The organism is Shinella yambaruensis (assembly GCF_022899355.1).
GTDB classification, from domain to species: domain Bacteria; phylum Pseudomonadota; class Alphaproteobacteria; order Rhizobiales; family Rhizobiaceae; genus Shinella; species Shinella yambaruensis.
This window is the reverse complement of the sequence record NZ_JALJCK010000002.1, coordinates 380,734-402,803: the sequence shown is the minus strand read 5'-3', so window position 1 is coordinate 402,803 and position 22,070 is coordinate 380,734. Positions and strand designations below refer to the sequence as shown.

Below are 22,070 nucleotides of genomic sequence, written 5' to 3'. Positions count from 1 at the left end.
GAAAAAGGGAATGACGGTGAAAATATCGGACAACCGCGCCCCAGAACTCTAAAAACAACCGACTTCGAAAGGAAAAGACCATGCTCGACCGACGCAACGAACTCACCGCCTGGGACCGCGACCACTTCTTCCACCCCTCCACCCATATGGGCATGCACGCCCGCGGCGAGACGCCGACGCGCGTGATCGGCGGCGGCGAAGGCGTCTACATCACCGACACGAACGGCAAGACGAGCCTCGACGCCTTTGCCGGCCTCTATTGCGTCAATGTCGGCTACGGCCGCACGAAGATCGCCGACGCCATCGCAGAGCAGGCGAAGAACCTCGCCTACTACCACGCCTATGTCGGCCACGGCACGGAAGCCTCGATCACGCTGTCCAAGATGATCATCGACCGTGCGCCCGAGGGCATGAGCCGCGTCTATTTCGGCCTGTCCGGCTCGGATGCAAACGAGACCAACATCAAGCTCGTCTGGTACTACAACAACATCCTCGGCCGGCCGGAGAAGAAGAAGATCATCTCGCGCTGGCGCGGCTACCACGGCTCCGGCGTCATGACCGGCTCGCTGACCGGCCTCCATCTCTTCCACAACGCCTTCGACCTGCCGCGCGCGCCGATCCTGCACACGGAGGCCCCCTATTTCTTCCGCCGGCCGGACCGGTCGATGGACGAGGAACAGTTCGCGCAATATTGCGCCGACAAGCTGGAGGAGATGATCCTTGCCGAAGGCCCGGACACCGTCGCCGCCTTCATCGGCGAGCCGATCCTCGGCACCGGCGGCATCGTGCCGCCGCCGAAGGGTTACTGGCAGAAGATCCAGGCCGTGCTCGACAAGTACGACATCCTGCTGATCGCCGACGAGGTCGTCACCGGCTTCGGCCGCCTCGGCACGATGTTCGGCTCCGACCACTACGGCATGAAGCCCGCCCTCATCACCATCGCCAAGGGCCTCACCTCGGCCTATGCGCCGCTCTCCGGCACCATCGTCTCGGACAAGGTCTGGGAGGTGCTGGTGAAGGGCTCGGATGAACTCGGCCCCATCGGCCACGGCTGGACCTATTCCTCGCACCCGATCTGCGCCGCCGCCGGCGTCGCCAATCTGGAACTCATCGACGAGCTCGGCCTCGTGGAAAATGCCGGCTCCACCGGCGCCTATTTCCGCAGCGAACTCGCCAAGGCCGTCGGCGACCACAAGCATGTCGGCGAGGTGCGCGGCGACGGCCTGATGGCGGCGGTCGAATTCGTCGAGGACAAGGACGACCGCGCCTTCTTCGATCCGGGCAGAAAGATCGGCCCGCAGGTCTCCGCCGCCCTCCTGGAACGCGGCGTCATCGGCCGCGCCATGCCGCAGGGCGACATTCTGGGCTTCGCCCCGCCGCTGTGCCTGACCAGGGAAGAAGCGGACATCGTCGTGAAGGCGACGGCCGATGCGGTGAAGGCGGCTCTCGGCTAAGCCGGCCGGCAATCCATACCGGCACGACCCCATCGAGGGCGGGTGGCGCAGCGCCGCCCGCCCTCGGCGCGCCGGCCTACTTCCGGTGATGCACCGGTTGGAGGGCGTAGACCGGCGTCGGGATGCCTTCCATGCGCGCCTTCAGCTGCAGGGCGAGATATTGCGAATAGTGGCGCGACTGGTGCAGGTTGCCGCCATGGAACCACAGCGCCTCCTGCTGTGTCGGCTTCCACATGTTGCGCTGCTCCCCCTCCCAGGGTCCCGGATCCTTCGGCGTATCCGAACCGAGACCCCAGACCTTGCCGACCTTGTCGGCGGTCTCCTGGTCGATGAGATCGGCGACCCAGCCGTTCATCGAGCCGTAGCCCGTGGCATAGACGATGACGTCGGCGGGGATTTCCTTGCCATCGGAAAGCCTGATGGCGTTTTCCGTGATCTCCTCCACCTGCCCCGCGGCAAGCTTCACCTTGCCGTCGATGATGAGCTGTGAGGCGCCGATGTCGATATAGTAGCCGGAGCCGCGGCGCAGGTACTTCATGAAGAGGCCCGAGCCGTCCGCGCCCCAGTCGAGCTGGAACCCGGCCTTTTCCAGCGCCGCGTAGAAATCGGCGTCGCGCTCGCGCATCTTGTCGTAGAGCGGGATCTGGAACTCGTGCATGATGCGGTAGGGCAGCGAGGCGAAGATGAGGTCGGCTTTCGCCGTCGTCACGCCGTTCGCCAGCGCCTGCTCCGAATAGAGCGAACCGAGGCCGATATCCATCAGCGTGTCGGAGCGCACGATATGGGTCGTCGAGCGCTGGATCATGGTGACGTCGACGCCGGCCTCGTAGAGCGCGGCACAGATGTCATGCGCCGAATTGTTCGATCCGATGACCACGACCTTCCTGCCCCTGTAACCGTCCGGACCCGGATGCTGCGAGGAATGGTGCTGCTCGCCCTTGAACCGCTCGCGGCCCTTGAAATCCGGGATGTTCGCCTTGCCGGACATGCCGGTCGCAAAGACCAGCTGCTTCGGCCGCAGCACCACCTCCTCGCCGTCGCGGTCGACGACGACGGTCCATTCCCCGGCGGCCTCGTCCCATTTGGCGGATTTGGCGGCGGAGCGCGTCCAGTAGTTCAGCTCCATGACCTTGGTGTAGAATTCCAGCCAGTCGCCGATCTTGTCCTTCGGCGCGAAGACCGGCCAGTTCTTCGGGAAATCGATATAGGGCAGGTGGTCGTACCAGACGGGATCGTGCAGGCAGAGCGACTTGTAGCGCTTGCGCCAGCTGTCACCGGGCCGGTCGTTCTTTTCCAGGATGATCGTTGGCACGCCGAGCTGGCGCAGCCGCGCGCCGAGCGCGATGCCGCCCTGCCCGCCGCCGATGATGACGGTATAGGGCTGCTTTTCGTAGCCGAGCGTGCGTTCCTCCTCCTCGCGCTCCTCCTTCCAGGTCTTGGCGCCGACATTCTGGCCATGCCTGGCACCGAGCGGGCGCGTGAAGCCGGATTTCTCCTCGTGGCCCTTCAGTTCGGACAGCACCGTCAGCAGCGTCCAGATGAGGCCGCTCTTGAAGCGCACGAGGCCATAACCGCGCCCGACCGCCGTCTCGAACGAGATCCAGCTTTCCAGGACGCCATCCGCCTCCGTCGCCGCCTCGCCGTCGGCGACGCGCCAGTTGGAAGGCCTGGCGGTGGAGAGCTGCGATTGCAGCATGTCGCGCACCTGATCGCGCCCCTCGACGGTCTTGAGGTTCCAGGTGAAGGCGACGAGGTCGCGCCAGTAGCATTCCTCGGCGAAGAGGGCGACGGCATCGTCGATCCGGTCGGCCTCGAGGGCCGCGCCGAGCGTATCGAGAAGCGTCTGGACGCGGGTGGTGGGGGTTTTGTCGAGCATATGTTTCTCCTCCTGCTCAGGTGAAAGACGGGGCGGCTCCTCAACCGCCCCGCAAGACGGACCGGCCTAGCGGGACAGGTCGATCAGGATCTTCAGGTGCTTGCCGGCCGGGTCGAGCAACTGGTCGAACCCTTCCGAAACGGCCTCGCGGAGCGAGACATATTTCGTGACGATGCGGCTTGCCGGGATTTGGCCGCTGGCGATCAGCCGGGCGACGCGCGGCCAATAGTGGGTCGGATAGGCCCAGGAGCCGCGGATATCGATGTCCTTGAAGGTGACGTCGAACCAGTTCAGCGGGTTCTCGCCGGGGTGAAGCCCGGTCTGCACGACGACGCCCTGCTTGCGCACCGCATCGGCGCAGTTCTTCAGCGCATGCTCGTTGCCGACGCATTCGATGGCGACATCGCAGCCGACGCCGCCCTCCGTCTCGGCGCGGATGACGTCGCCCACCTTTTCCGTCTTCGGATTGATGGTGCGCACCGTGCCCAGCGCCTCGCGCGCCAGCGCCAGCCGCGTATCGTTGAGATCGGAGAGGAAAATCTGCGAGGCGCCTGCGGCACGCGCCGCCATGGCGACGAGAATGCCGATCGGACCGGCGCCGGTGACGAGCACGCTGTTGCCGGCCGTCACGCCGCCGCGATCGCAGGCATAGACGGCGACCGCCGTCGGCTCGATGAGCGCGGCCTCCTCATCGCTCAGGGCGTCCGGAATGGGCTGGACATTGTAGTCGTTGAGAAGGGCGGCCTCGGCCATGCCGCCGGAATGCCAGGAAAGGCCGGCAAGAGCGAGGTTGCTGCTGAGATGAAAGAGGCCGCGATCGGCATAGTAGTCGCCCTGGCGGGGCATGATGAGCGGCTGGATCGACACCCGGTCGCCGGGCTTCACATGCACGACGCCCGCGCCGACCGCCTTGACGACGCCACCGAATTCGTGGCCGAGGATCTGCGGCCCGTGCGCGCCGGTGAAGGGATGCGGCTCCTTCGGCACGAAGATCGGGCCATAGGCATATTCATGCAGGTCCGTGCCGCAGATGCCGCAGAAGCGATTCTCGACCAGCACCTCGCCCGGGCCGGGCGGCGGCGGGGCATCAACCTCCTCGATGCGCAGATCCTTGGCGGCGTGAAAGCGCAGAGCTTTCATTGTGTTTCCTCCTGTTGTTCTTGCACAGGAAGGTCAGCAAGCGCCGTGCCAGACTGGCGGAGCGCCCGATTTCAATGCCTTTTCAAACGATTGCGAGGAAGAGGATTCCGCCGCCGGGCGAAATGCAACAGGTGGCGTGCAACAGGTGTTGCAGGCGCCGCGTCAGTTGAGACGCTTCAGGCGACGGTGGATGGTCGAGCGGTTGACGCCGAGTTTGCGGGCGAGCGCGGAGACATTGTTGCCGCAATCGCTGAGGGCCTGGCGCAGTTCGCCGTCATCGTCGGACGGGGCGGCCACGGCCCCGGCGAAGAGATGGTCCGGAAGGCAGTCGACATCGATGACGCCGCCCTCGGAGAGCGCCGCGGCGACGCGCAGCGCATTGGAAAGCTCGCGCAGATTGCCCGGCCAGGCATGGGCCAGCAGGGCGGCCTGCGCCGCCTTGTCGATGCGGTAGGTCTCGCCGTTCTCCTTTTCGATGCGGGCGAGAAGCTGGTCGATCAGCCAGCCGAGGTCCTGCCGCTCGCGCAGGGCCGGCAGGCTGAGCGTCGCCGCATTCAGGCGATAGTAGAGATCCTGCCGGAAGCGGCCCTCCTTCACCAGGTCGGCAAGGTCTCGGTGCGAGGCGGAGAGCACGCGCAGGCGCACCGGGCGCGCCTTCAGCGCGCCGACCGGCTGCACCTCGTTTTCCGAAAGCACGCGCAGCAGCCGGCTTTGCAGCGTGAGCGGCATGTCGCCGATCTCGTCGAGGAAGAGCGTTCCGCCGTTCGCCTCCTCGATCAGGCCGCGCTTGCCCTTCTGGCTGGCGCCGGTGAAGGCGCCGGGCGTGTAGCCGAACAGCTCCGACTCGATAAGATGTTCGGGGATCGCCGCGCAATTGACGGCGACGAAGTTGCCGCTGCCGCCGCAGCTGTCATGGATCGCGCGGGCGAGGAACTCCTTGCCGCTGCCGGTCTCGCCCTGGATGAGGATCGGGATGTCGCGCGCCGCAAGCTTCGCCGCCCGCGCCTGCACCCGCTCCATCGCCGTATCGCCCTGGCTGAGGTCGCGCAACGCCCGCGGCAGACGCGGCGCCGGAATGTTCGGCGCGCGCAGGCTGACGGCGGGCGCGATGGCACTGGCGAAGAGCACGAGGCCGTTTTTCGCGCGCAGCAGGCGTTCGCCGTTCGGCCGGCCGCGCATGAAACGCGGCAGGTCGTCCACATCCATGTCGAAGACCTCGGAGATCCGCAGGCCGAGGAAATCGCGCGTCGCCAGGCCGCGCATGTTCATCGAGCGGGCGAGCGCGCCGAAACCGCCATGGGTCATGCCGGTGATGCGGCCGGAACCGTCGAGCGCGATGGCGGCGTCCGGATCGACGTCCAGGAATTCCGGCGAGCGGGCAAGGCGCAGCACCCAGTCGTTGCGGGTGCGGGTCATGAGGTTGGCAAGCTCGATGCGCCGCGCGGTGGAGGTGGCAAGATGCAGCGCCAGCTGCTGGCTGGCCTTGGCGGTCGGCGAGCGGAGCTGGGAAATGTCGAGCACGGCGGTGAGGTCGCCCAGCGTGTCGAAGACCGGCGCGGCCGTGCAGGTCAGCCCGATATGGCTGGCATCGAAATGATCGTCCTGGTGGATGATGACCGGCTCGCCGGAGACGATGCAGGCACCGACGGCGCAGGTGCCCGCGCGGTTTTCCGACCATTCCGAGCCGAGATAGAGCCCCGCCTTGCGCAGCTGGTTGTCGAAGGTCGGATCGCCCATGAAATCGACGGTGACGCCACGCGCATCGGACAGCAGCAGCACATAGTTCTGCCCGGCGACCTGGTTGAACAGGCCTTCGAGGCCGGAGCGGCCGATGCGGATCAGTTCCTCCGCCTGCTCGCGATGCTCGCGCAGCTTCAGTTCGGGAACGATATAGGCTTCCTGCGCGATGGTCGGGTCGAGCTTGTAGTCGTTGAGGCAGCGCAGCCAGGATTTGACGACGGGCGCATCGCGCGGGCTGACGGCGCCCATGCCGACGCGTTCGATCTCCCGTATGTGCGACAGCGTCGACACCATAAGACATCCTCCCGCCCGCATGGTGGCACAGGAGCCGCCGCGGGACAATCACCCATAGGTCGGATGCGAAATGCCCTCGCGGGCGGTCAAGCCGTCGATGCCAGCCGCACGCGATGGCCGGGGGCGATCTCGGTGAGCGCGGAGGGCACCGGCGGCGTGAAGACATCCGGCGCCGCGCTGCCGTCGGACACGAAGCGGCGCCCATCGGGCAGGGGCGCATCCGCCGCGAAAGCGGCCGCGCCCGGGTTCAGCGCCGCATCCGGATCGGGAATGGCGGCGATCAGCCGGCGAGTATAGGGGTGGGTCGGCGTCTCGAAGATCTGCCGCCAGCCGCCCTCCTCCACCACCTCGCCGAAGAACATCACCAGCACCCGGTCGCTCATGTGCTCGACGACGCTGAGGTCGTGGCTGATCATGATATAGGAAAGGCCGAGCTTTTCCTGCAGGTCGAGCAGCAGGTTGATGATCTGGGCGCGGATCGAGACGTCGAGGGCGGAGACCGGCTCGTCGAGCACGACGATCTCCGGCTCCAGGATCAGCGCGCGGGCGATGCCGATGCGCTGGCGCTGTCCGCCGGAGAACTCGTGCGGATAGCGGCGCGCCTGCTCGGGCGTCAGGCCGACATTCTTCAGCATGGCCTCGATTCGGCCCTCGATTTCCGACGCCGCGGTGACGCCGTGCAGCTTCAACGGCGCGGCAAGCGAGGTGCGCACGGACTGGCGCGGGTTCAGCGAGGCATAGGGGTCCTGGAAGACCATCTGCACCGCTTTGGCGCGCTGCATGCGGCCCGGCGCGCCGGGACCGGCAAGCGGCTGGCCGCGATAGCGGATCGTGCCTTCCGTCGGCTCCTGAAGGCCGAGGATGGAGAGGGCCGTGGTGGATTTGCCGCAGCCGGATTCGCCGACGATCGACAGGCATTCGCCCTTGGCGAGCTCGAAGCTGATGCCGTTGACGGCGTGCAGCATGCGCCGTCCCGTACCGAACAGGCCGCCGCCGGAAATCGGGAAGCGGACATGAAGATCGTCCACCTGCAGCAGGGGCGCTGTCATGGCTGGCCCCTTTCCGCCCCGCGCGGCGCGATGAAGCGGGTTTCCGTCAGTTTCGAGCGGTCGGCGATGATGCTGTCGATATCGACGAGACGCTGGCGGCCGTGCGCGCTGCGGCTGCCGAGGCGCGGCAGGGCGCCGAGCAGGCCGCGCGTATAGGCGTGGCGGGGATTTTCGAAAAGCGCCCGCGTCTCGTTCTCCTCGACGAGGCAGCCGGCATACATCACGCCGACACGCTGGCAGATGCTGGCGATGACGCCGAGATCGTGGCTGATGAAGAGCACGGCCGTACCGCGCGCGGCGCAGAGCTCCTTGATCAGCCGCAGCACCTCGGCCTGCACGGTGACGTCGAGCGCCGTGGTCGGCTCGTCGGCGATGAGGAGATCCGGATTGCAGGCGAGCGCCATGGCGATCATCACGCGCTGGCGCAGTCCGCCGGACATCTGATGCGGATAGTTCTTCGCGCGGCGGTCGGGATTGGGCACGCGCACATTGCCCAGCGCCTCGACGGCAAGCTTTTCCGCCTCGCCCCAGCTCTTGCCCTGGTGCAGCACGAACATCTCGGCGATCTGCCGGCCGACCGTGGACAGCGGGTTCAGCGCCGTCATCGGCTCCTGGAAGATCATGGCGATGCGGTTGCCGCGCAGGCGCCGCATCTCGCGCTTCGGCAGGGAAAGCAGGTTCTGGCCCTTGAACAGGATCTCGCCGCCGAAGACGGCGAGCGGTTTCTTCAAAAGCCCCATGACGGCCAGCGAGGTGATCGACTTGCCGGAGCCGGATTCGCCGACGAGCCCATAGGCCTCGCCCGGCATGATCTGGAAGGTGACGTCCTTCAGCAGCGGATGGTGGACGGAGCGGCCGAGCGCGACGCCGAGGCGAAGGTTCCGGATGTCGAGAAGCGGCGCGGTCATGGCTTGCGCGTCCTCATATGCGGGTCGAGGCTGTCGCGCAGACCGTCACCCAGAAGGTTGAAGCCGAGCACGGAGAGGAAGATGGCAAGGCCCGGGAAGATCGCCACCCAGGGCGCGAGCTGGATGAGCTGGCGCGCATCCGTCAGCATCGAGCCCCAGCTGGGGAACGGCGGCTGGATGCCGAGGCCGAGGAAGGAGAGCGCGGCTTCGGAGAGCACGGCCGAGCCCATGCCGAGCGTCGCCATGACGAGGATCGGCCCCATCATGTTGGGCAATATCTGCGTGAACATGATGCGCAGGTCCCCGTAGCCGAGCGTCTGCGCCGCCTGCACGTAGCCCTGCGATTTCAAGGAGAGCGTCGAGGAGCGGGCGATGCGGCAGGTCCAACTCCAGTTGGTGAGGCCGAGCGCGATCAAGAGCGACGGCAGGCCGGGGCCGAGCACCGCCATGACGGCGAGCGCGAAGATCAGCGAGGGGATGGCGAGCATGACGTTGGTGAGGCCGTTCACCAGGTCGTCCCACCAGCCGCCCCAGTAGCCGGCGGTCATGCCGAGCGTGATGCCGATGACCGAGTTGATCACCTGCGAGACGATGCCCACCGTCAGCGAGATCTGCGCGCCGTAGAGGATGCGGGTATAAACGTCACGCCCCTGCCCGTCCGTGCCGAACCAGAAGGTGGCGTCGGGCGGCAGTTCCGAGCTCATCAGGTCCGCGTCGAGCACCGGATCGAAGGGCGCGATCCACGGGGCGAGCACGCCGGCGAGGATGACCAGCGCCGTCAGGCTCGCGCCGAGCCAGAAGTTGAAGCCGAGGCGCATTCCCGTCACTCCTGCTTGATGCGCGGATCGATCGCGGCATAGATCAGATCGACGGCCGTATTGATGACGAGGAACCACAGCACGATGACGAGGATCGTGCCCTGCACCACGGGAATGTCGCGGATGGCGACGCTGTCGACCAGCAGCGAGCCGATGCCGGGCCAGGCGAACAGCTTCTCGATGACGACAGCCTGGCCGATCAGCGAGCCGAATTGCAGGCCGACCGTGGTGACGATCAGCACCAGGACGTTCCGCGCCACATGCCAGCGCACGACCTTCGCCTCGCTCATGCCCTTGGAATGGGCGGTGCGGATGAAATCGGCGTTGAGCACATCGAGCACGCCCGCCCGCGTGGTGCGCGCGAGAAGCGCCAGCGGCGTGACGCCGAGGGTGACGGCGGGCAGGATGAGGTTGCGGAACGAGCCGTCGCCATAGCCGAAGCTCGGCAGCCAGTTCAGTTGCAGGGCGAAGAGATACATCATCAGGAGGCCCAGCCAGAACTGCGGCATGGAGAGCCCCGAGACCGCGCCGATCATCGTCACCGTGTCGAGCACGGAGCCGGGCCGGAGCGCGGCGAGGAAACCGAGCGGCACGCCGACGACGAGGGCGAAGACCATGGCGGCGATGGCAAGCTGCAGCGAGGCCCACATGCGGTCGTTGATGAGGTCGATCACCGGCTGGCGCGTGCGGAAACTGGTGCCGAGGTCGAACTGCGCAAGATCCGTGACATAGGTCGTAAAGCGCTCGATCAGCGGCTTGTTGAGGCCGAACTCCTCGTTGAGGCGGGCGATCATCTGCGGATCGGCGGCGCGCTTGCCATCGGCGAAGAGGCTGGCGGCGAAGGTTCCGGGCACGACGGAGAAGATGACGAAGATTAGCAGCGCCACCACGACGACCGTCGGAATGATCTGGAAGATGCGGCGCAGGGTGAAGCGAAGCATGAGCGGTTCCGTTTTGGCCGCCCGGACGGGCGCGACAATCGATGCGGGGGCGACATCGATGCCGCCCCCGAACCCCTCAAGGCTTTACTTGCGCGAGTCCGGCGCGGTCTCGTCGATCCAGATCTCGTCATAGGGCTGGACCGCCAGTTCCGTGGCGTTGGGAACGAGGCCGTGGATCCACGGCTGGTAGGCCATGACCGCCTTGTTGTAGTTGAAGAACCAGACCGGCGCGTCGTCCTGCACGATGTTGTTGGCCTGGCGCAGGAGGTCGTTCTGCTTGGCGGGGTCACGCTCCTGCTGGGCCGCGTCGTAGAGCTTGTCGAATTCGGCGCTCGCATAGCTCGTATAGTTGCAGGCCGATTGCGCCGTCTTGGAGTGGTAGCAGCGCAGCGCGTTCAGCGGGTCGGGGCCGGAGAGGTTCGACCAGATGAAGGCCTGGAAGTTGTTGGTCGTCACCGCCTCGCCGAGCGCCGAGCTTTCCACCGGCTTCGGCTTCACGGTGATGCCGACCTTCTTCAGCATCGGCAGGATGGCCTCGACAATCGGCACGCCCCAGCTTTCGTTCGGGCTCGCCGTTACCTCGAATTCGAAGCCGTCGGCATAACCGGCCTCCGCCAGCAGGGCCTTGGCCTTTTCCGGATCGAAGGCATAGGCCGGCTTGTCCTTGTCGAAGGCCGGCGAGGAGATCGGCAGCCAGCCGGAAGCCGGATAGGCCTTGTTCTTGACGAGGCGCTCGATGATCAGCGGCGCGTTGATGGCGTGGTTGATCGCCTGGCGCACCCGCTTGTCCTTGAAGGGCTCGAAGGCCGGGTTGAAGCCGATGTTGCGGGTATAGACCTCGGCGACCTCCAGCAACTGCCCCTTCAGCGCGTCCTCGCCCTGATAGGCCTGGTACTGCGTCGGGCCGAGGATGGAGACGTCGATCTCCTTGTTGCGGAAGGCGACGTCGCGCGCGGCATCCTCGGCCATCAGCACGATGTTGATGCGGTCGAGATAGGGCTTGCCCTCCTCGTAATACTTGTCGAACTTCTCAACGACGACCTGCGAGCCCGGCACATGCTCCTTGAAGGTGAAGGCGCCGAGGCCGACGGGGGACTTGCCGAAGCTCGATTCGTCCTCGACATTCGACGGATAGATGACCGTCGTGTTCTGCATCAGCGGGAAACCGGGATTGATCGGGCCGGTATAGGTGATCTCCAGCGTGTTGTCGTCGATCTTCTTCAGGCCGGAAATCTCGTCCGCCTTGCCAACGATATAGTCGTCCGCACCCTTGATATTGGCGATGAAACTCGCCCCCGGGAAGGCATTCTTCGGATTGGCGATGCGCTTGTAGCTGTAGATGAAGTCGTCGGCCGTCAGCGGCTTGCCGTTGTGGAAGACGGCATTCTTGCGCAGGTGATAGGTATGGACCGTGCCGTCCTCGGAAACGTCCTCGGAATCCGCCAGTTCCAGCACCGGCTTGTTCTGGATCGAGTCCCAGCTGTAGAGCGCGCGGTGGATCGCCTGGGTGATGAACTCTTCCTGCGTGTTGGGGCTCGCCTGCACGTCGAGCGTGGCGAAGCTCGATCCGTAGGGTGCGGTGAAGACGAGCGTCCCGCCCTGGCGTTCACCCGCGGCGAGCGCCCCGGAAGCCACGCCGAGGCTGAGCATTGCGGCCAGTGTCAGTGTCTTGAGCATGTCGTTCTCCCTCTCGTGCCGTTTTCGGCATCGTTTCAGTTCAGTCCGGCAGGCGTTTACCGCGCATCATGCACGACACGGCCTGCAAGCAGGGTCAGCAGGCAGCGCGTGCCTGAGAGAATGGTTTTCGACTCCACTGTCAGAAGATCGTTGTCGAAGACCGCGATATCGGCCCATTGGCCGGGTATGAGCCGGCCCTTTACGCCCTCGGCCTTCTGGGAATAGGCGCCGTGTTCCGTATAGGCCTGCAGCGCCTCCTCCGGGCTCAGCCGCTCGGACGCGTCCATCACCGTGCCCTTGCCGGTCTGGCGCGTGATCATCGCGTGAAGGTTCGGGAAGGGATCGGGCGAGCAGACCGGCGAATCCGAACCGGTCGAGGGGTTGAGGCCCATGCGCATCCAAGTGCCGATCGGATAGGACGGCTTGCCGCGCGCCTCGCCGAGCACGGAAATGTAGCTGTCGCCGAAATCGTGGATGAAGGCCATCTGCGGCGCGGGCAGGATGCCGGCGGCCTGCATGCGCGCATGCTGTTCTGGCGTGGAGAAGCCGCAATGCTCGATGCGGTGGCGGCGGTCGGGATCCGGGTTGGCGGCGAGCGCCTTCTCATAGGCCGTGATCAGCTGTTCGATCGCCCCGTCGCCGATGGCATGGCAGACCATCTGGTAGCCGCGGTCGTGGCAATCGCGAACGACCGCCTCGACCGTCTCGTCCGGCAGCATCTGCACGCCGATATTGTCGGGCTCGCCCTCATAGGGCTTCGTCATCCAGGCGGTGCGCCCGCCGGCCGAGCCGTCGAGGAAGACCTTCACGCCGCCGACGCGCAGCATGTCGTCGCCGGCACCCGACAGCAGCCCGGCGCGCCAGGCGTCCTCGACGATGGAGACGCCGGGATCGCCGAGCAGCGTCAGCCAGACGCGCACCGGCAGGCGGCCGGACAGTTTTGCCATCTCATAGGCCTGGATCTCGGAGAACCCGGCGACATGGCCGACCGCCGCATCCATGCAGCTGGTGATGCCGAAGGAAAGCAGATGCCGGCCGGCCCGCTCGATGCCGTCGATCAGCTCCTCGGTGGTCGCCGGCGGCATGACGGCCTTGACGAGGTTCTGGGCGTTCTCCGCGAGAAAGCCGTTGAGCTTCCCGTCGGTGACGCCGATCACGCCGCCATCGGGCACCGGCGTCGCTTCGCTGATGCCGGCAAGTTCCAGCGCGCGGGAATTGGCGATGGAGACATGGCCGCAGGCGCGCGTCAGCAGGACCGGGTGATCCGGCGCGGCGCGGTCGAGATCGTCCCGCGTCGGGTGGCGGCCGGTGTCGAGCTTGACCTGATCATAGCCGCGGGCGCGCACCCAGCCGCCCTTCGGCGTCGAAGCCGCGCGCTCGGCAATGCCCTTCATCAGGGTTGCAAGCGTCGGCGCGGCTGCGGGCGTCGCATCGACGAAGCCCATGGCGATGCCGGTCGCGATGAGATGCAGGTGGTTGTCGATGAGGCCGGGCGTCGCAAAACGGTCCTCGAGGTCGATCACCTCGGTCGCCGCCCCCTTCAGGCTCAGCATGTCGGCCGTGCTGCCGGTTGCCAGAACCTTGCCCTGCCAGACGGCCAGGGCCTCGCAGATGCCTTCCTCCCGTCCCCGCCAGATGCGGCCATTGATGAGGACAAGATCGGCTTCAATTCCGAATGCCATGCACAGCTCCCCCTGTCGGCACCGGCGAACCAGCGCCCATTTCCTCCACGCGCAAACTGAAAGGTTGCGGCGGGCTTGGCCAATTCGCTTTTGGCACGATCCTATGCGAAATCGGCATACCCATTTCGATTGAATGACTTATGATCGCTTTCGCCGCGCAGAAGGCACCGGGGGACGCGCAAATGGAGATCAAGTGGCTGGAGGACTTCGTGACGCTGGCCGACACGTCCAGCTTTTCGCGCGCCGCCGAATTGCGCAATGTCACCCAGCCGGCCTTCAGCCGCCGCATCAAGCAGCTGGAAGGCTGGCTCGGCGCCACGCTGATCAGCCGCGCCACCATGCCGGCCGAGCTGACGCCCGCGGGGCGCAATTTCCTGCCCGTCGCACAGGAGGCGATCCGCACCTTCTATGCGGCACGGGAAGCCTTGCGCCCCGCGCATGAGCCTGGCCTCATCCGCTTTGCCGCCCTGCACACGCTGACGGTCACCTTCTTCCCGCGCTGGCTGAAGACGCTGGAAGGCGCGGGCGGCGCCTTCAGCACCTCGCTCATCCCCGATCGCGGCGGCATCGAGGCCAATCTCGACGCACTCGTCGGCGACGAGGCGGATTTCTTCCTCACCTATGCCCATCCGGAAGTGCCGTTCCATCTCGACCGCGGCCAGTTCGCCTCGCTGACGGTCGGGCGCGACCGGCTGATGCCGCTGGTATCGGCGGAGATCGCGATTTCGGGCCAGCTGCAGCCCGGGCGCAATCTCCTCGACCGCGCCGTCGCGCAGCCGCGGCTCGCCATTCCCTATCTCAGCTACGGCTTCAATTCGTTCTTCGGCGTCGCCCTGTCGCGCCTCCTCCTGCGCCGCCCGCCCTTCCGCCGGCGCACGACGCATGAAAACACCATCAGCGCCGGGCTGATGAACATGGCGGTGACGGGCGCGGGCGTCTGCTGGCTACCGGAGAGCCTGGCGCGCGAGGAGATGGAGGCGGGCCGCCTCGTGCCGGCCTCCGTGGACGAGGGCTGGAACCTCGACCTCGAAGTCCGCCTCTACCGCCATGCGGCGAGCCGAACCGGCAAGGTCGAGGATTTCTGGCGCACGGCGCGGCAGCTTCTCGAACGCGGGCCGCCGGACATCAGACCTTCAGGAAGAGCAGCGCCCTGAGGATTTCGGAGAAATCCCTGTGCTCGAAGGCGACGGCACGGGGACCATGTGCCTTCGCACCGGGATACCACGCGGCCCGGTAGGCCTCGGTCGGCGTGCTGAACTCGATCACCACTTCGTAGTGATCCGCCTTTGCGGGCAGCGCCTGCGCGAAGTCGCCCGACAGCGCCGCCGCCACGCCTTCGCGGATAAGGCGGCGCGACCAGGCCGGCGAGATGGATGTCGAGGCGCGGCCCCTGCCATCCAGCGTTTCCACCGTCGCAAGGCCGGGCACCATGGCCCGCGCCTCCGCGCAGATGCCCACGTCCCCGGCGAGGAAGACGGACGGTACGCCGTAGCCGGCCGCGCAGAGCGCGTTGAAGGTGAACTCGGACGCCACCTCGCCGTTCAGCAGGAGCCGAGAGATGCGCAGGTTGGAGGTGTGCGCGAGCGGATTGCCCTCCGTGCCGGCCTTGGAATGGTAGCCCGTATAGATCGCGGCGGCAAAGCCGGCGTCGATGCCGAACATCATCTCGTCCGGATGGCCGGACCAGCCGCGCACGATGCGGGCGTAGTCGGGCAGGCGGTCGAGGATGAGGTTGCGGCCGCTGTCATGGGCATCCTTGATCACCACTTCCGTGACGCCGGCGGCGCGCGCGCCTTCGCAGGCGGCGACCACCTCGCCCGTCATCAGCGCGCGGAATTCGGCCCAGTCCGGGTGGGTGCGCTCCGCCTCGTTCCAATGGGCGATGCCGGCCGTGCCTTCGATGTCGGCGGAGATGAAGACTTTCATGCGGCGGAGCTCTCCTTCAGCCAGTCCGTGAGGGCGGGATAGATGCGGCCGCTGCGCGCCGGCGTGGCGGGAGCCGCACAGAGCGCGTTCAGCACCGCCTCCTGCGTGGTTTCCGCGGCGGCGCGGAAGGCGATGTCGATATAGCTGTCGGACAGCCGCTGCTGCATGGCGACGGGCGCCGCCGGATCGTGCTCCACCGGATCGGCTGTGGTGAAACAGAGGACGACATCGCCGCTGCCATGGCCCCAGAAGGCGCCAAGCCTTGCAAGCCCCGCGCCGCCACGCCGGGCGACGCGCTGCAATTGCCGGTCCCCCAGCGGCAGGTCCGTCGCCATGACGACGATGACCGAGCCGCGCTCGGGGCTTGCCGGCACCCGCGGATCGGGCCGGCGGCCGTCCGGCAGGACGAGATCGCCCGCGGCACCGAAATTGGCGAGCACCAGCGTACCGAGCATGAAGTCGCGCTTGCCGATGCGCATCAGCCGCGAGGCGGTGCCGATGCCGGCCTTGAAGCCGAAGGCGGTCATGCCGGATCCGGCACCGACCGCGCCCTGCTCGACCGGCCCCGGCCGCGCGGCATCGAGGGCCGCCTCTGCATCCGCGGGCGTCACGCCGAGCGCCTGGATATCGTTGATGCTGCCGTCGTTGCATTCGCAGACCAGCGCGTTGACCGTCGAGGTCTTGCGGCCGATCGCCGGATTGGCGGCGATGGCGCGGCGGATCAGCGCCTCGGTGCAGGCGGCGACGCCGAACGTGTTGGTGAGCAGGATCGGCGTCTCGATCGTGCCGAGCTCGGCCACCTGCATCAGCCCGGCCGACTTGCCGAAACCGTTGACGACCTCGACCGCCGCCCGCGGCTTGACGCGGAAGAGATCGCCGGGATGCGCCACGATGGCCGTCACGCCGGTGAAGAGGCCTTCGCCGCGCAGCGAGCGATGGCCGACGGCGACCCCGGCAACATCGGTAATGGCATTGCCCGGCCCCGGCTCCAGCCGCCCCTCAGGGATCAGCCCCAGTTCACGCGCCGTCTTCATGTCCGCCCCTTCCGGCCTTCCAATCCTTGAAAGGATGACTTTTCCCGAGCGAGCCGCCTCGCCGGAAATGCTCTGGATTCCTGCTTTTACCGCATTATCCGACGCCGAAGCGACTTCGCTTCGGTGGGAAATGCTCTAGACCGAAACGCCGGCCGCTTCCAGATAGAGCGCCTGCAGTGCCCGCGTCCGCGGCCCGGGTCTTCCGTCACCGATCACCCGGTCGCCGATGCGCACGACGGGCGTGACCAGGCTGGAAGCGGAGGTCTGGAAGGCCTCCGCGGCATCCTGTGCTTCGGCGGGCGTAAAGGCGCGCTCCTCGATGTGCAGGCCCTCGGCGGCACAGAGTCGCGCAAGGGCGCGCTGGGTGCAGCCCGGCAGCGTGGCCTGCGAGGCGGCGCGGGTGAGGATGCTGCCATCGGCGGTGATGACGTGGGCGGTCGAGGAGGCCCCCTCCGTCACCAACCCGTCCTCCACCAGCCAGACATCGTCGAAACCGCGGGCGCGCGCCGCCTGCTTGGCCATCACCTGGCCGAGCAGCATGGCCGTCTTGATGTCGCGCCGCTGCCAGCGCGGATCGGCGGCAAGATCGACCGCAATGCCGTTCTGCTGCGCCTTGGTGCCGGTGAGGGTCTTGGCCTGCGTGAAGCCGACGAGCCGCGGCGCCAGCGTCGCGGGGTAGAAGAAGTCGCGGTCCGCCTCGCCGCGCGAGACCTGCAGATAGACCGTGCCGTCCTGCAGGGCGTTGCGGGCGATAAGTTCCGTCTGGACGGCCACGATGTCCGGCCGGGCCAGCGCCAGGGGGATGCCCAGCTCCTTCAGCGAACGTTCGAGCCGGGCGAGATGCAGGTCGTTGTCGATCATCCGCCCGGCGATCACCGCCGTCACCTCGTAGACGGCATCGCCGAACAGGAAGCCACGATCGAACAGCCCGATCCTGGCCTCCTCCTCCGGCACGAATTGACCGTGGACGTAGACGATCCTGCCCATCTGTTCCCCTTGCTGCGCCTGTGGCTCTTTGCGCCGAACATTGGTGCGACTTGCCGCGGCTGACCAATTCAATTTGGGCAGCATCCTATGCAAAAATCGCCTGAGCCATTGTTTCGCAATGACTTAGGTATTGTCACGTGCATCGGGTATAGCGGATTCCTCGGGCCAGCCAGCAGCCGAGCGTCAGGCCGGTGATGTGTCCGGCCGCATCGCGCTCGGCCAACAGCGTCCAGTCCCCCGGAGCGGGCGCGTCCATCGAGCGGCGCGTCACGACGATCCAGATATCGGGCCCGGCCGGCTGGACGATCTCGGGCCGGCCCGCGCCGAGGAAACCCTCCGCCCAGAGATAGGTCCCCCCGTCGCGGCATTCGATGACGATATCCGCCTCCAGCTCGGTGGAGCGGTAGCGGCCCGCAAGGCGCCCGTCTCCGAACGCCGGCACCGGGGCGACCGGCGCCAGCCTCTCGGCGTAATTTTCCTGCGCGCGCTGCATCAGGAGGTCCTCGCCCGCGCGGGCGACCGTGACGGACGAGGAGGCAAGGCCGCCGTCCTCCGTCTGCGAAAGGCTTTCCGGCGACGTGCCGAACCGCAGGGTCGCCGCGTCGAGGCCCGGCTCCAGCCGCGCGAGAAGACCGGTCTCGCGGCTCATCCACTGCCCACCCCAGCGCTCGCCGAGCGGCTGGGGGACGGGGTGCGGCAGGCCGAGCGCGGTGCGCAGCAGCCGGTGCGCCGCCCCATGCGCATCGCCGTGATGGTTGAACATCACCACGACTGAGAGCCGCGCTTCGGCCGAATGAGCCCGGTAGGCCCGGAAGCCGCGCAGGGCGCCGCTATGGCCGGTGAAGGCGACATCACCGACACGCGAATGCTGCAGGCCGAAACCATAGGCCGCGGCCGCACCGTCACGGAAGGTCTGCGGCACCGCGATCTGCCGGTAGAGGCTGTCCGGATCCCCGCGCGTAGCATCGATCCAGCGCTCATAGGCGATCATGTCGTCGAGCGAGGCGGAAATGCCGGCATCGCCCCGCCAGTAGATGCCGTTGTCCGCCGGCAGGTAGCCGGTGGCGTCGCTGCCCTCGTAGCCCACCATGCCGTCCTCCGGCTGGCGGGTATCGGCGGTCAGCACCGCGCCGGCCATGCCGGCCGGCTCCCAGATGTGCCGCGCATAGAGCGCCTCGAGCGTTTCGCCGGAGAACTCCTCGAGAAGATCGGAGACGAGGCGGAAATTGCCGTTGCTGTAGGAATAGCGCGTGCCGGGCGCAAAGTGCCCGCTGCGCGTGCGCTCGAACACCGCTGCCGCGTCATCGCGCGAAAAACGCTGCTCGGCCCTGGCGCCGTGCAGCACGGTTAGCGCCCAGTAGTCGCGCAGGCCCGACTGGTTGTTGCAGAGATCGCGCACGCGCGGCAGCGGGCCTTCGAAATTCGGCAGGTGCGCGGCAAGCCGTCCATCGAGTGCCTCCGGCGCCCCACAGGCGGCGAGCATGGCCGCGCAGGTGAACTGCTTGGAGACCGAGCAGATCGGCAGCCGCGTCCCCGTCGTCATGGCCCGAGGCGTGTCGAGATCGGAGAACCCCCAGGCACGAAGGGCGACGACCCGCCCTTCGCTGACCACGCTGGCGACGCCGCCCGGCCCGGGGAACCGCAGGGGAAGCGCATCCATCTCCGCTTCGAGCCGCTTGCCGTCGATCATGCCCTGCCTGCCTTCCATTCTTGCCCCGCCCGGCGCCTGACCTGCGGGGATCGCTGCGAATCTCACGGGCGGCCATTGTTGCCATCCGTGGCCGCTTCGCAACTCGGCAAATCTGGCCGGCAGGGCATGCGCCGGTCAGTCGATACCGTTTGCCCGCTGCAGCTCGCGCACATAGGCGATGACGTTCCGGAGGTCAGCCCATGTCATCGCCGGCTGGGGCGGCATGTCGCCAAATGTCCAGTGATGCGCGCACACCGTTGGCGACGGCCACCGCAAAGGCTGGGTCGCCGTGGTGCGAGGGCTCGTAGATCTCATGCACCAGCGGGGGCCCGGCCTCGGTTCCCGCGGCATTGGCGCCGTGGCAGGCGGCACAGACGGCGTTGAACGCCTTCTCCCCCATCTTCGCCGCCTCCGAGAGGGTGGCGGGAACGGTGACCGCGACCATGGCATCTTTGCCGGTCGCTGCTCCGGTCACCGGCGCCTCCGCGCCCCGACGCGTCCAGAGGGCGGCAGTGGCAATGCCCACCGCGACAATGGCGATGACGGCAATCTTCCCCTTGTTCATGCTGCCGGCCGACGCCGGCTTTTCCGGTGCGCCGGGCGCAGTCTTCGAATGCCCGGGCTGTTGATCGTTTCGTGTCATGGTTCCTGTCCTGATAGGAAGCCGGTCGCGGCGATCGCGCCCGGCAAGGAGCGGTTTCCAGAAAGGGCCGCGGGACAGGCGGGGCGGCCACCGGGGCCGCCCCGCCCGCAATGCACGCCGCCTTCACGCCTCGACCCGGAACTCGGTCATCATGCCGGTCGCAAGATGCGGCATGTGATGGCAATGCAGCATCCAGCGGGCGGCCTCCCCCGCATCCAGCGCCACCGTGACCATGGACATCGGCGGCACGTAGAGCGTGTCGCGCCGCGCGCCGGCAAAGCGGCGGGCATTGATCCCGACCACCTGGAAGGCATGACCGTGCAGGTGCATCGGATGCCCCATCATCGACATGTTGTGGAAGGCGAGTTCCACCCGCTCGCCGCTTTTTGCGACGATGGGGCGATGGTTGCCCCAGACCGCCCCGTCGATGGTCCAGGCATAGGGCTGCATCGCGCCGCCCAGCATGATCATGTGGCGGCGCTCCACCGGCCTTTCGGGCAAGGCGTCGATGCCGACAAGGCTCGCCTCCTGCGCAAGGTCGGTATCGAAGGCCGGCGCTGCCCTCTCGGCGAGGGCGTCGAGCCTGGCGACCACCGCACCGGGCGTGGCAAGGACGATGCCGGTCCGCTCGCGGGCACCCTCGCGAAGGGCGAGCATGGGCCATGCGCCGCCCTCGTTCGGCAGGTCGATCTCGATGTCGAGGCGCTGCCCCATGGCGACCCCGAAACGCGAACCCGCAAGCGGGCGCACCGGGTGCCCATCCACCGCGACGAGCTGCCCTACCACCGTGCCGGTATCGATCCAGAAGACCGTCGCGGCGGCGGCATTGATGACACGCAGCCGGACCCGCCCACCGCGCTCGACCGGCACGACCTCGGGATCGGAGAGCGTGCGGTCATTGGCGAGATAGGCATCCCAATCGTAGTCGTTGAGGTCCATGGCCATGCCGCCCATGGTGCCCATGTCCATCGGCGTCGCCATCGATCCCTCGGTTCCGGCGCCGCCATGCATGCCGCCGTGGCCCATGCCCGGCATCGCGCCGGAAGCCGTGGCGCCGTGTCCGCCGGTGATCTCCGCCAGCACCTCTTCCGCCGCCTTGAAGGAGAAATCATGCAGGAAGAGCACAACCTCCTGCCGGTCGGCGGCGACGTCCTCCGGCCGGCGCACGATCAGCGGGGCGGCAAGCAGTTGCATTTCCTGGATGGGAACGTGGCTGTGCATCCAGTGCGTGCCGGAAAGCGGGGCGAAATCGAAGCTGCGCGTCTCGCCGGGCGCAAGCAGCGGCTGCGGCATGTCGGGCACGCCGTCCTGCGCGTTCGGCGGGATCTGGCCGTGCCAGTGCACGATGGTCGGAACGGGCAGGTCGTTGTCGAGGTCGACCCGGAAACGCTGGCCGGGATCGAGCACGAGGCCTTGCCCGCCGGGGCCGGCAAGGCCGAAGACGGTGGCGGCGCGGCCGTCGATATCGAGCGTGCGGCGCGTGGCGGCAAGCCGTAGCGGCGCGGCCGCCTGGCCGAAGGCGCGGATGGGGAACTGGGTTGCAGCGAGCGTCGCTGCGCCGGCGGCCAGGAAGCCGCGTCGGGAAAAGGATCTCATGGCATCACCTCGGGACGGACGTCCCGCTCAAAAAATCTGGAGGAATACGGCAGGCGTGGCCTGCCGCGGCTTCAGAGGCGATGCGCTATGGGAGGCCGGTCGGTAAGGGCCGGCGGGGTCGAGACAAGGACCGCATCGGGATGGCGGCGATAGGTTTCACGCGGCATGGCGAGGCCTGCGGACAGCCGCCCCGCCGGCAGGAACACGCCGACGCCCATGCAGACGAGATCGCACAGGCCGGGATCCATCTTGCAGGTCCCGTCGTCGCTACAGGACGCCTTTGCCATGGAAGCATGGTCCATCGGCTGCATGCGGCCGGCCAGTTCCGTCGAGACGATCATGCCGGTTTCGTGCGCCGCGGCCGTAAAGGACACGACCGCGAACAGACACGCCGAAACGATGAGCATCAGGAACCGCAGCATGGAGCGAAAGTAGGAGCCCGGCCCGGCTTTGTCCATCGGACGGCCATGGGCAAAGTGCCGCGCGGCCTCCGATCCGGCCACGGCGATGGATTTACAGGCAAAAGGCCTTTAATCCTCGCAGGCGACGGCCCGAGGCCGTGCGTTCCGACAGCCGCGCCTTGCCGCTCGTCCGGATCGAGAATGGACCTATCGA

Annotated in this window: 18 protein-coding genes; 2 read left to right on the top strand and 16 right to left on the bottom strand. The window is 67.2% G+C overall.

Annotation, left to right across the window (positions count from 1 at the left end; all coding sequences use genetic code 11):
• The first annotated feature begins 80 nt into the window (after window positions 1-80).
• Window positions 81-1,454 (top strand): aspartate aminotransferase family protein, encoded by a 1,374-nt coding sequence (locus MUU56_RS05790; RefSeq protein ID WP_244766363.1) that lies wholly within the window; start codon window positions 81-83, stop codon window positions 1,452-1,454.
• A 76-nt stretch (window positions 1,455-1,530) separates the two neighbouring features.
• Here MUU56_RS05790 and MUU56_RS05785 read toward each other — a convergent pair whose 3' ends face one another.
• From MUU56_RS05785 to MUU56_RS05745, 9 genes are all read right to left on the bottom strand, one after another.
• Complete coding sequence (locus MUU56_RS05785) at window positions 1,531-3,330, bottom strand: NAD(P)/FAD-dependent oxidoreductase (protein WP_244766362.1); 1,800 nt, start codon at window positions 3,328-3,330, stop codon at window positions 1,531-1,533.
• Window positions 3,331-3,396: 66 nt separating this feature from the next.
• Window positions 3,397-4,470 (bottom strand): 2,3-butanediol dehydrogenase, encoded by a 1,074-nt coding sequence (locus MUU56_RS05780; protein ID WP_244766361.1) that lies wholly within the window; start codon window positions 4,468-4,470, stop codon window positions 3,397-3,399.
• Window positions 4,471-4,632: 162 nt separating this feature from the next.
• Window positions 4,633-6,504, bottom strand: a complete 1,872-nt coding sequence (locus tag MUU56_RS05775) for a sigma-54-dependent Fis family transcriptional regulator (RefSeq protein WP_244766360.1) — start codon at window positions 6,502-6,504, stop codon at window positions 4,633-4,635.
• Between the two features lie 86 nt (window positions 6,505-6,590).
• Window positions 6,591-7,553, bottom strand: a complete 963-nt coding sequence (locus tag MUU56_RS05770; RefSeq protein WP_244766359.1) for an ABC transporter ATP-binding protein — start codon at window positions 7,551-7,553, stop codon at window positions 6,591-6,593.
• Complete coding sequence (locus MUU56_RS05765; protein ID WP_244766358.1) at window positions 7,550-8,461, bottom strand: ABC transporter ATP-binding protein; 912 nt, start codon at window positions 8,459-8,461, stop codon at window positions 7,550-7,552. The genes MUU56_RS05770 and MUU56_RS05765 overlap by 4 nt, the downstream gene beginning before the upstream one ends.
• On the bottom strand, window positions 8,458-9,279 hold the full coding sequence (locus MUU56_RS05760) for an ABC transporter permease (RefSeq protein WP_244766357.1): 822 nt from the start codon (window positions 9,277-9,279) through the stop codon (window positions 8,458-8,460). The genes MUU56_RS05765 and MUU56_RS05760 overlap by 4 nt, the downstream gene beginning before the upstream one ends.
• Window positions 9,280-9,284: 5 nt before the next feature.
• The gene (locus MUU56_RS05755) at window positions 9,285-10,220 is read right to left on the bottom strand and encodes an ABC transporter permease (RefSeq protein WP_244766356.1); all 936 of its coding nucleotides are present in this window, start codon (window positions 10,218-10,220) and stop codon (window positions 9,285-9,287) included.
• Window positions 10,221-10,304: 84 nt separating this feature from the next.
• Window positions 10,305-11,897 (bottom strand): ABC transporter substrate-binding protein, encoded by a 1,593-nt coding sequence (locus tag MUU56_RS05750; protein WP_244766355.1) that lies wholly within the window; start codon window positions 11,895-11,897, stop codon window positions 10,305-10,307.
• A 56-nt stretch (window positions 11,898-11,953) separates the two neighbouring features.
• Window positions 11,954-13,579, bottom strand: coding sequence for an amidohydrolase (locus MUU56_RS05745; RefSeq protein WP_244766354.1), 1,626 nt, complete (start codon window positions 13,577-13,579; stop codon window positions 11,954-11,956).
• Between the two features lie 182 nt (window positions 13,580-13,761).
• Here MUU56_RS05745 and MUU56_RS05740 point away from each other — a divergent pair, with 182 nt between their 5' ends.
• Window positions 13,762-14,733, top strand: coding sequence for a LysR family transcriptional regulator (locus MUU56_RS05740; RefSeq protein WP_244766353.1), 972 nt, complete (start codon window positions 13,762-13,764; stop codon window positions 14,731-14,733).
• Here the strand turns inward: MUU56_RS05740 and MUU56_RS05735 are convergent.
• The 7 genes from MUU56_RS05735 to MUU56_RS05705 form a co-directional block, all read right to left on the bottom strand.
• On the bottom strand, window positions 14,705-15,505 hold the full coding sequence (locus tag MUU56_RS05735) for a M55 family metallopeptidase (RefSeq protein ID WP_244766352.1): 801 nt from the start codon (window positions 15,503-15,505) through the stop codon (window positions 14,705-14,707). The genes MUU56_RS05740 and MUU56_RS05735 overlap by 29 nt on opposite strands.
• Window positions 15,502-16,539, bottom strand: a complete 1,038-nt coding sequence (locus MUU56_RS05730; RefSeq protein ID WP_244766351.1) for a DmpA family aminopeptidase — start codon at window positions 16,537-16,539, stop codon at window positions 15,502-15,504. The genes MUU56_RS05735 and MUU56_RS05730 overlap by 4 nt, the downstream gene beginning before the upstream one ends.
• A gap of 135 nt (window positions 16,540-16,674) precedes the next feature.
• Window positions 16,675-17,526: a D-amino-acid transaminase gene (locus MUU56_RS05725; RefSeq protein ID WP_244766350.1), complete on the bottom strand. Its 852-nt coding sequence runs from the start codon at window positions 17,524-17,526 to the stop codon at window positions 16,675-16,677.
• Between the two features lie 133 nt (window positions 17,527-17,659).
• Entirely contained in the window at window positions 17,660-19,234 is a 1,575-nt protein-coding gene (locus MUU56_RS05720) for a D-aminopeptidase (RefSeq protein ID WP_244766349.1), read from the bottom strand.
• Window positions 19,235-19,409: 175 nt separating this feature from the next.
• Window positions 19,410-19,859 carry a c-type cytochrome gene (locus MUU56_RS05715; RefSeq protein ID WP_244766348.1) on the bottom strand — a complete coding sequence of 150 codons (450 nt, stop codon included), beginning with the start codon at window positions 19,857-19,859 and terminating at the stop codon, window positions 19,410-19,412.
• A 123-nt stretch (window positions 19,860-19,982) separates the two neighbouring features.
• Window positions 19,983-21,455: a multicopper oxidase family protein gene (locus MUU56_RS05710; protein ID WP_244766347.1), complete on the bottom strand. Its 1,473-nt coding sequence runs from the start codon at window positions 21,453-21,455 to the stop codon at window positions 19,983-19,985.
• A 71-nt stretch (window positions 21,456-21,526) separates the two neighbouring features.
• Entirely contained in the window at window positions 21,527-21,913 is a 387-nt protein-coding gene (locus MUU56_RS05705; protein ID WP_244766346.1) for a hypothetical protein, read from the bottom strand.
• Window positions 21,914-22,070 lie beyond the last annotated feature (157 nt).